The organism is Ornithinicoccus halotolerans (genome assembly GCF_009602535.1).
Lineage (GTDB): Bacteria > Actinomycetota > Actinomycetes > Actinomycetales > Dermatophilaceae > Ornithinicoccus > Ornithinicoccus halotolerans.
Genome location: NZ_WIQI01000109.1, coordinates 1 through 8,333, shown reverse-complemented (window position 1 = coordinate 8,333; position 8,333 = coordinate 1). Strand labels below are relative to the sequence as shown.

Genomic DNA, 8,333 nt, shown 5'->3' with positions numbered 1-8,333 from the left:
GGTAGCAGCGGGCGCCGGCGGCGCGGCGGCCCCGGCAGGGGCCTCGAGCACGCGGGCCTCGGGCGCGGGGGAGCACCCGGCGATGACCAGGAGGACAGCCAGCAGCGCGCCCCCGGTGGCGAGCCGGCCGGGGCCGGCCTTCCGGGGCGACCCCACCCCCCGCGTGTGCATGCGGGCATCGTACGGCTGCGCGGGTCGCTGCCGTAGGCTCTGGCGTCGACCATCCTCCCCGTCCTGCTGGAGCCCCCATGAGCACACCCACGGCTGACCCGGACTTCGACCTGGTCCTGCTGGGCACCGACATCGGCATCTACGGGCTGGCGCGCGCCTTCCACGAGCGGTACGGGATGCGCTCCACCGTCATCTCCCGGGTCATCGCCGGACCGGTGAAGAACTCCCGGTTCATGGACGCCGTGGAGCTCGGGGACCACGCCGAGCGGCCCGAGACGCTGGCCGAGCTGGAGCGGCAGGGCCGGGAGCGCAAGGCACGCGGGCGGACCACGCTGCTGCTGAGCAACGCCGACACCTTCAGCCGGATGATCAGCGACCACGCCGACTGGCTGCGGCAGTGGTACGTCGTGCCCGCGGTCGAGGGACCGGTGCTGGACATGATCGCCGACAAGATCGAGTTCTCGACGGTGTGCGAGCAGCTGGACATCCCCACCCCGCGCACGCTGGTGCAGGACTTCTCCGGGGCCGACGCCGAGGACTGGGACCCGGCGGAGGTGGACCTGACCTTCCCCGTCGTGGCCAAGCCGGCCGTCGGCGCGGCCTACGAGGGGCTGAAGTTCGAGGGCAAGCAGAAGATCTACAAGGTCGACAGCCCCGAGCAGCTGCGGGCGATCTTCGCCCGGGTACGCGCCTCCGGCTTCCGGGACCGGTTCGTGGTCCAGGAGCTGATCCCCGGCGACGACACGGCGATGCGCTCCATCACCGCCTACATCGACAGCGCCGGAGAGGTGACGCTGCTGGCCACCGCGCAGGTGCTGCTGCAGGAGCACACGCCGCTGGCCATCGGCAACCCGGCGGCGATGGTCACCACGCCGTACCCGGAGCTGATGGCGCACGCCGAGCGGCTGCTCAAGCACGTCGGCTACCACGGCTTCGCCAACTTCGACGTCAAGCTGGACCCGCGCGACGGGGTCATGAAGTTCTTCGAGGTGAACCCCCGGATCGGGCGGAACAACTACTACGTGACCGCGGCAGGGTCCAACGTCGCCGAGTTCATCGTGGCCGACCTGATCGAGGACCGGCGGCTACCGCAGACGATCGTGCGCAACGAGGTGCTCTACTCGGTGCTGCCGATGTTCCTGCTGCGCCGCTACCTGGACGACCCCACCAAGGAGCTGCTGCGCCGGGTGACCCGCAACGGGGTGTTCCACCCGCTGAAGTACAAGGACTCGCTGTGGCGCCGCGGCTACGTCGCGCTCGCGCAGGCGAACTACGTCAAGAAGTACCGGACCTACTACCCGAAGGCGACGGCGACCGGGTTCTGACCGCCGGCCGGTCCGCCCAGCCGGATGCGGGCGCGGGCTGTCACCGCCGGCTCACCGCACGTCCTGCCACACCTCACCGGTCACCTCCAGCCGGGCCCGGCCGCCGGTCAGCCGGGCCAGCTCGGCGGCGACCGCCTCCCGGTCCGGCGGGAGCACCAGGTCGTAGCGGGCCGCGACGCCGTAGTCGACACCCACCACGCCGGCCCCCGCCGCGCGCAGCGCGTGCTCGACCCTGCCGGCGTCGGCGTGGTCCAGCTCCAGCACCGCCTGGACCAGCAGCGCCCGGGTGCGCGGCTGCGCCTGCTGCAGGGCCACCCGGACGGCGTCCGAGTAGGCCCGCACCAGGCCCCCGGCACCCAGCAGCGTCCCCCCGAACCACCGCGACACCACCGCCACCAGGTCGCTCAGCCCACTGCCCAGCAGCACCTCCAGCATCGGGGCGCCGGCGGTCCCCGACGGCTCCCCGTCGTCGTGGGCCCGCCGCACGGACCGGTCCGGACCCAGGACCAGCGCCGAGCAGTGGTGACGGGCGTCCGGGAACGCCCGTCGCGCCGCGGCCACGACCTGCTGCGCCTCGGCCTCGCTGGCGACCCGCTCCAGCCGGCACCGGAACACCGACCGGCGGTCCTCCACCTGCGCGGTCACCGGCGCGGCGAGCGTCAGGTAGCGGCGGGGCGCCGGTGGCCGCGCGGGCCCGGGGTCGGCCATGGCCGCCAAGCCTAGGCCGCTCCCTCCCCGCGCGGGCGCCACAGCCCCGCGCTCTACAGTGAAGGGGTGTTCACCGACCGCTCCCGCCGCGCCGTGACCATCGGCGTCGTCGTGCTCGCCGTGCTGGGCCTGATCGGCATGCTGATGGCGCCGTTGGCCTCCGCGCACGACCGGCTCACCGGCTCCACCCCCGAGGACGGGGAGCAGGTGGCGGCGCCCGAGGAGCTGGTCCTGGAGTTCAGCGGCGAGCTGTCCGAGCTGGGCACCGCCATCGAGGTGACCGGTCCGGAGGGGCCGGCGACCGACGGCGATCCGGCCATCGAGGGCGCCACCGTGCGGCAGCCGCTGGCGGCGGACCTGGCCCCCGGCGACTACGAGGTCGCCTGGCGGGTCACCTCCGGCGACGGCCACCCGATCTCGGGCGAGCTGTCGTTCGAGGTGACCGGGGCCGGCAGTGACGACGCCGGCGGCGAGGCGGAGCCGACCCAGGACGCTGCCCGCGGTGACGAGGCCGCCGAGACCGGGCCCACCGACACCGGCGCCGCCGAGGCCGGGGCTGCCGGGGCGGAGGAGACGACCGAGGGCGCGGCCACCGTCACCCCGGACGCGGAGCAGGCGACCGAGGCGGACAGCCCCGTGGCCGAGGCGGAAGGCTCGGGCGGGTTCCCCTGGCTGTGGGCCGTGGTCGGCGTACTCGGTGGCGCCGCCGTGGTGGCCGCGGTGGCCTGGGCACGCCGCCGCTCCTGACGCCGACGCGCCTGGTCGCCGACACCACCGGCCCCGGATGCGCGAGCACACCCCTTGCTCATGTACCGTTGGACCCACGACAGATGCACACTTCCCGGGCCGGCTGCGTGGCCTGGTCGAGACCCGTGTCTCGACCGGCGAGCGATGCCGCCCCGGCAGACGCACGAGGGGGTCACGCCATGGGGCGCGGCCGAGCCAAAGCCAAGCAGACCAAGGTCGCCCGGAAGCTGAAGTACTACACCCCGGACACCGACCTCACCGCGCTGGAGCGAGAGCTGCGCTCCGGCGGCTCCGAGAACGCTTCGGCAGCTGACGAGGACTCGGGCCTCGAGGAGCCGGACGGCTATGCCGCCGACCCGACCCTCGAGGAGGACGAGGACCGCTGGGCCCCACGCGACTGACTGCGTGCCGCGGTCCGGTGGGTGGACCGCGGGCCGAGTGAGCGCCCTGGCCGACCCCGCCGCAGGGAGGGACGAGACGTGGGTCGAACCGCCGCTGGGTGGGGCGCTCCCCGGCGCCGCCTCCTCCCCGGGTGGCTCGCCCTGGTGGGCGCGGTCGCGGCGCTGCTGGCGGTCATCTACTTCCCCTGGCGCGAGAGCCAGGACTTCGCCCAGGTCACCTTCCGGCCCTGGACCTGCGAGGAGCTCCCCGCCGACGCCGACTGGTCCGCACCGCCGGACGGGTGCACCGCCTCGGTGCCGGGCCTGCAGCTGCAGCTGTTCCAGGCGAATTCTCCCAACGAGCCGGACCAGGAGGAGGGCGACGCCATCGTCTTCGAGCGGCTGAGCACCGCGTCGATCGACTACTCGCTCCAGGTGCAGCTGGACTCCCCGGCCGACCAGGTGCTGCTGCATCCGGCCGCGCACGGCGACGAGCCGATGACGGCCTTCCACGGGGACGCCTCCGGGCAGCACTGGACCACCTACTGGCGCCCCTCCGGGCGCACCGTCTTCGACGTCCTGGTGGTGCGGGCCGAGACCGGCTGAACGCAGTCGCCGCGAGCCGGTCCGCCGCCGGTCAGGTGGGGTGGTCGCCCACCAGCCGGACCGCGCCGCCCTCGACACCCTTGGCCCCCCGCACCCAGTCCTGCTCCCCGGCCGCCGCGCCGGCGGCGGGCCCGTCCTCCACGACGCCCAGCTGCCACGCCGCTACCCCGGCCGCCCGGACGTGCTCCAGCGCCCGCTCGGCCTCCTCCGCGGGCACCAGTGCCACGAAGCCGACCCCGAGGTTGAGGGTGCGCTCCAGGTCCTCGCGGGGCACCCGGCCGAGCTCGGCGACCAGCGGGAACACCGGCGGCAGCCGCCAGGTCCCACGGTCAACGGTGGCCAGCGTGCCGGCGGGCAGCACCCGGGCCAGGTTCGCCGCGAGCCCGCCGCCGGTGACGTGGGACAGGGCGTGCACCTGGACGGTGTCCAGCAGCTCGAGCAGCAGCCGGCTGTAGATCCGGGTCGGTTCGAGGGCCTCCTCACCGATGGTGCGCCCCAGGTCGGGGACGTGCCGGTCCCAGTCCCAGCCGGCCGCGGCCACGACCCGCCGCACCAGCGAGTAGCCGTTGGAGTGCAGCCCGGAGGACGCCAACGCCAGCACGGCGTCACCCGGCCGGACCCGGTGCGGGCCCAGCACCCGGTCGTGCTCGACCACGCCGGTCGCCGCGCCGGCCACGTCGTACTCCCCCGGCGCCAGCAGACCGGGGTGCTCGGCGGTCTCCCCGCCGACGAGCGCCACGCCTGCCAGCTCGCAGCCGCGGGCGATGCCCTCGACGACGGCGGCGATCCGCTCCGGGACGACCCGGCCGCAGGCGATGTAGTCGGTCATGAACAGCGGCTCGGCCCCGCAGACGACGATGTCGTCGACGACCATGCCGACCAGGTCGATCCCGATGGTGTCGTGCACGTCCATCGCCTGGGCGACCGCCACCTTCGTGCCGACGCCGTCGGTGCTCGTCGCCAGCACCGGCCGGGTCATCCCCCGCAGCGCCGAGGCGTCGAACATGCCGGCGAAACCGCCCAGCCCGCCGACCACCTCCGGCCGCTGGGCGCGGGCGACCGCCGCCTTCATCAGCTCGACCGCGCGGTCCCCGGCCTCGACGTCGACGCCCGCGGCGGCGTAGGTGATCGGCTGCTCGGTCACTCGATCGGCTCCTTCGGCGCGGGTCAGGGCCGGCGCACGGCGTCCTCGGCACCGCCACCGGAGGCACCCACCCGGACGCCCTCCATGTCCAGGGTGCCGACCTCGTCCGCGCCCGGGGCCGCCGGCGTGGCGGCGGGGAACTCCAGCTCCAGCACGTCCTTGCCCAGCCGGTCCTCCTCCGGCAGCGGGATCGGGTACTCCCCGGAGAAGCAGGCGGTGCACAGCCGCTCCCGCGGCTCGCCGGTCGCGGCCACCATCCCGTCGTGGCTGATGTAGCCCAGCGAGTCCGCACCGAGCGAGGTGCAGATGTCGGACTGCTCCAGGCCGGTGGCGATCAGCTCGGCGCGGGTGGCGAAGTCGATCCCGTAGAAGCAGGGCCAGCGCACCGGCGGCGAGGAGATCCGCACGTGCACCTCGGCCGCGCCGGCCTCGCGCAGCATCCGCACCAGCGCGCGCTGGGTGTTGCCCCGCACGATCGAGTCGTCGACGACGACCAGCCGCTTGCCCCGGATCACCTCACGCAGCGGGTTCAGCTTGAGCCGGATCCCCAGCTGCCGGATGGTCTGGCTCGGGGCGATGAAGGTGCGGCCCACGTAGGCGTTCTTGACCAGCCCCTGCCCGTACGGGATGCCCGACTGCTCGGCGTATCCGATCGCCGCCGGGGTGCCGGACTCCGGCGTCGGCATCACCATGTCGGCCTCGACCGGGTGCTCCCGCGCCAGCTGCCGGCCCATCTCCACCCGCGCGGCGTAGACCTCGGTGCCGTTGAGCAGCGTGTCGGGGCGCGCCAGGTAGACGTACTCGAACACGCAGCCCTTGCGGTCGGGCTCGGCGAACCGCTCCGACCGCAGCCCGTTCTCGTCGACGGCGATCAGCTCACCCGGCTCCACCTCGCGCACCATGCTGGCGCCCACGATGTCCAGCCCGGCGGTCTCGGAGGCGACCACCCAGCCACGCTCCAGCCGACCCAGCACCAGGGGACGGACCCCCTGCGGGTCGCGGGCCGCATACAGCGTGCCCTCGTCGCAGAACACCAGCGAGAACGCCCCGCGGAGCAGCGGCAGCACCTCGAGCGCCGCCTGCTGCAGCGAGCGGTCCGGGTCGGCGGTGAGCAGGCCGGTGACCAGGGCGGTGTCGGTGGTGTTGCCACGGCCCACCTCCCCCGGGGCACGCCGCAGGTCGCCGCCGTAGCGCTCGGCCAGCCGGTCGCGCAGGTCGGCGGTGTTGATCAGGTTGCCGTTGTGCGCCAGCGCCACGGTGCCGCCGGTGGTGCCGCCGAGGGTGGGCTGGGCGTTCTCCCAGACGCTGCTGCCGGTCGTCGAGTAGCGGCAGTGCCCGACGGCCAGGTGCCCCCGCAGCGAGGCGAGGCTGGACTCGTCGAAGACCTGGGAGACCAGGCCGACGTCCTTGTAGACCAGCAGCGAGCGGCCGTCGCTGGCGGCGATGCCGGCGGCCTCCTGCCCGCGGTGCTGCAGGGCGTAGAGGCCGTAGTAGGTGAGCTTGGCGACCTCCTCGCCGGGGGCCCAGACGCCGAACACCCCGCAGGCGTCCTGGGGGACCTTCTCGCCGGGCAGAAGGTCGTGGTTGAGCCGTCCGTCCGCGCGTGCCACACAGCCAGTGTCCCACAGCGCCGTTCCCGTCCCCGCCGGAGCCGTGGCAGGCTGGCCCGCATGGACAGGCGGGACCTGGTCCGGCTGCGCCGGGTGCGCGACCTGATGGACCGCGAGTACGCCCGGCCGCTGGACGTGCCGCGGCTGGCGGCGCAGGCGCACATGTCGCCCGGGCACTTCCAGCGCTCCTTCCGGGCGGCCTACGGGGAGACGCCCTACGCCTACCTGATGACCCGGCGGGTGGAGCGGGCCGCGGCGCTGCTGCGCACGGGCCGGCTGTCGGTGACCGAGGCCTGCCACGCGGTCGGCGCCACCTCGCTGGGGTCGTTCAGCGCCCGCTTCACCGAGCTGCTCGGGGTGGCTCCGAGCCGCTACCGGGCCGACGCGGCCGCCCACCAGCAGCTGGCCGGGGTGCCGCCGTGCGTGGCCGCGCAGGGCACCCGCCCCGTGCGCGGGCCGGCACCGAACCGGTCAGGATCGGAGAAGCAGCCGGCGCCTGCCGGGCCGTAGCGTTCCGGTCATGAGCACGACTACCTCGACACCGACCGCGACGATGACCCTGGCCAACTGCTTCGTCGTCGTCGACGACCACGACACGGCGCTGGCCTTCTACCGTGACACCCTCGGTTTGGAGGTGCAGCAGGACGTCTCCCAGGGCGACTTCCGCTGGCTGAGCCTGGCCTGCCCGACCATGCCCGGGGTGCAGATCACCATCCAGTCCGTCGCGGGCTACCCCGGGATGAGCCAGGCCGACCGGGACGCGATGGCGGACATGCTCGCCAAGGGCGTGCTCACCCCGCTGATCTTCGCCTGCGAGGACGTCGACGCCGTGTTCGAGCAGGTGCGCGCCCGTGGCGCGGAGGTCGTGCAGGAGCCGATGGACCAGTTCTACGGGGTGCGCGACTGCGCCGTCCGGGACCCGGCGGGCAACATGATCCGGTTCAAGACCGACCTGCCGCGGGGCGACTGAGAGCGCGCGGCCGGCTGAGGGTCGCGTGGCCGCCCGGCGGTGTGCCGGTCAGCGGCGGCGGCGCTCGACGACGAGGAACGCCACCGAGCCCACCAGCAGCCCCAGGATGCCGCCGACGAGGGCCAGCACGATCAGCTCCTGGGCCATGCCCGACCCCGGCACCGGCGGCCGGGACACCGACAGGATCATCCCGAGCAGCGCGCCGAGCAGCGTCCCGGTGACCAGGAACGGCGCCATCAGGGGGCGGCGCGGCGGCCGCCCTGCCGGGCGCGAGCGGCGCGGCTCGTCGGGGCTCACGGGTCCACGGTAGCCCGGCCGGTCAGGCACCGGGACGCCACCTCCGCCAGCACGGCCTCCGACGCGCGGTAGGGGTCCTCCGGCCGGGGCCAGTGCACGATCACGTCGGTGAAGCCGAGCTCAGCGGCCCGGCCCACCTGCTCCTCGAAGAAGTCGACGCTGCTCAGCGCCGGCGTCCCGGCCGAGTCCAGCGACAGGTACCGGTCCGGGAGGTCGTGGGCGTCGCGCTCGCCCGCCGCCACCGCGGCCGTGAGCGCCTTCTGGTAGCGGCCCGCGACCTCGGCGGTGCCACGCCACCAGGCCTCGGCGACCGAGCGGACGCCGGGGAGCTGGCGCACGGACGCCTGGACGGCGTCCAGACAGTGGCCGCAGACG

Annotated in this window: 10 protein-coding genes and 1 pseudogene; 6 read left to right on the top strand and 5 right to left on the bottom strand. The window is 74.5% G+C overall.

Annotated elements, in window-relative coordinates; genetic code table 11:
* Window positions 1–248: 248 nt before the first annotated feature.
* Complete coding sequence (locus GFJ45_RS13820; protein ID WP_153398201.1) at window positions 249–1,496, top strand: carboxylate--amine ligase; 1,248 nt, start codon at window positions 249–251, stop codon at window positions 1,494–1,496.
* Window positions 1,497–1,547: 51 nt separating this feature from the next.
* Here GFJ45_RS13820 and GFJ45_RS13815 read toward each other — a convergent pair whose 3' ends face one another.
* A complete protein-coding gene (locus tag GFJ45_RS13815) occupies window positions 1,548–2,204 on the bottom strand; it encodes an IMPACT family protein (protein ID WP_153398199.1) in 657 nt (218 codons plus the stop codon).
* Window positions 2,205–2,270: 66 nt separating this feature from the next.
* Between GFJ45_RS13815 and GFJ45_RS13810 the strand changes: the two genes are divergently transcribed.
* The 3 genes from GFJ45_RS13810 to GFJ45_RS13800 all read left to right on the top strand — a co-directional run bounded on the left by GFJ45_RS13810 (window position 2,271) and on the right by GFJ45_RS13800 (window position 3,937).
* Entirely contained in the window at window positions 2,271–2,951 is a 681-nt protein-coding gene (locus GFJ45_RS13810) for a copper resistance CopC family protein (RefSeq protein ID WP_153398197.1), read from the top strand.
* Between the two features lie 179 nt (window positions 2,952–3,130).
* Window positions 3,131–3,352, top strand: a complete 222-nt coding sequence (locus GFJ45_RS13805) for a DUF3073 domain-containing protein (protein WP_153398195.1) — start codon at window positions 3,131–3,133, stop codon at window positions 3,350–3,352.
* Between the two features lie 78 nt (window positions 3,353–3,430).
* On the top strand, window positions 3,431–3,937 hold the full coding sequence (locus tag GFJ45_RS13800) for a hypothetical protein (RefSeq protein ID WP_153398193.1): 507 nt from the start codon (window positions 3,431–3,433) through the stop codon (window positions 3,935–3,937).
* 31 nt (window positions 3,938–3,968) lie between these two features.
* On the opposite strand, the gene purM is transcribed toward GFJ45_RS13800, so the two are convergent.
* Window positions 3,969–5,081 (bottom strand): phosphoribosylformylglycinamidine cyclo-ligase, encoded by a 1,113-nt coding sequence (gene purM / locus GFJ45_RS13795; RefSeq protein WP_153398191.1) that lies wholly within the window; start codon window positions 5,079–5,081, stop codon window positions 3,969–3,971.
* 23 nt (window positions 5,082–5,104) lie between these two features.
* Window positions 5,105–6,691, bottom strand: a complete 1,587-nt coding sequence (purF, locus tag GFJ45_RS13790) for an amidophosphoribosyltransferase (protein WP_153398189.1) — start codon at window positions 6,689–6,691, stop codon at window positions 5,105–5,107.
* Window positions 6,692–6,751: 60 nt separating this feature from the next.
* Here purF and GFJ45_RS13785 point away from each other — a divergent pair, with 60 nt between their 5' ends.
* Entirely contained in the window at window positions 6,752–7,201 is a 450-nt protein-coding gene (locus GFJ45_RS13785) for a helix-turn-helix transcriptional regulator (RefSeq protein ID WP_153398187.1), read from the top strand.
* A gap of 10 nt (window positions 7,202–7,211) precedes the next feature.
* Window positions 7,212–7,661, top strand: coding sequence for a VOC family protein (locus tag GFJ45_RS13780; RefSeq protein WP_228387058.1), 450 nt, complete (start codon window positions 7,212–7,214; stop codon window positions 7,659–7,661).
* 48 nt (window positions 7,662–7,709) lie between these two features.
* Here the strand turns inward: GFJ45_RS13780 and GFJ45_RS13775 are convergent, their stop codons facing one another.
* Window positions 7,710–7,958, bottom strand: coding sequence for a hypothetical protein (locus GFJ45_RS13775; protein WP_153398185.1), 249 nt, complete (start codon window positions 7,956–7,958; stop codon window positions 7,710–7,712).
* Window positions 7,955–8,333 (bottom strand): annotated as a pseudogene (locus tag GFJ45_RS13770) (hypothetical protein); the annotation flags it as partial. The gene GFJ45_RS13775 and the pseudogene GFJ45_RS13770, both read right to left, overlap by 4 nt.

Bases quoted from the DNA above. Each gene is read 5' to 3' on its own strand.
- GFJ45_RS13820 (WP_153398201.1), top strand. From the start codon at position 249: ATGAGCACACCCACGGCTGACCCGGACTTCGACCTGGTCCTGCTGGGC.
- GFJ45_RS13815 (WP_153398199.1), bottom strand. From the start codon at position 2,204: ATGGCCGACCCCGGGCCCGCGCGGCCACCGGCGCCCCGCCGCTACCTG.
- GFJ45_RS13805 (WP_153398195.1), top strand. From the start codon at position 3,131: ATGGGGCGCGGCCGAGCCAAAGCCAAGCAGACCAAGGTCGCCCGGAAG.
- GFJ45_RS13785 (WP_153398187.1), top strand. From the start codon at position 6,752: ATGGACAGGCGGGACCTGGTCCGGCTGCGCCGGGTGCGCGACCTGATG.
- GFJ45_RS13780 (WP_228387058.1), top strand. From the start codon at position 7,212: ATGAGCACGACTACCTCGACACCGACCGCGACGATGACCCTGGCCAAC.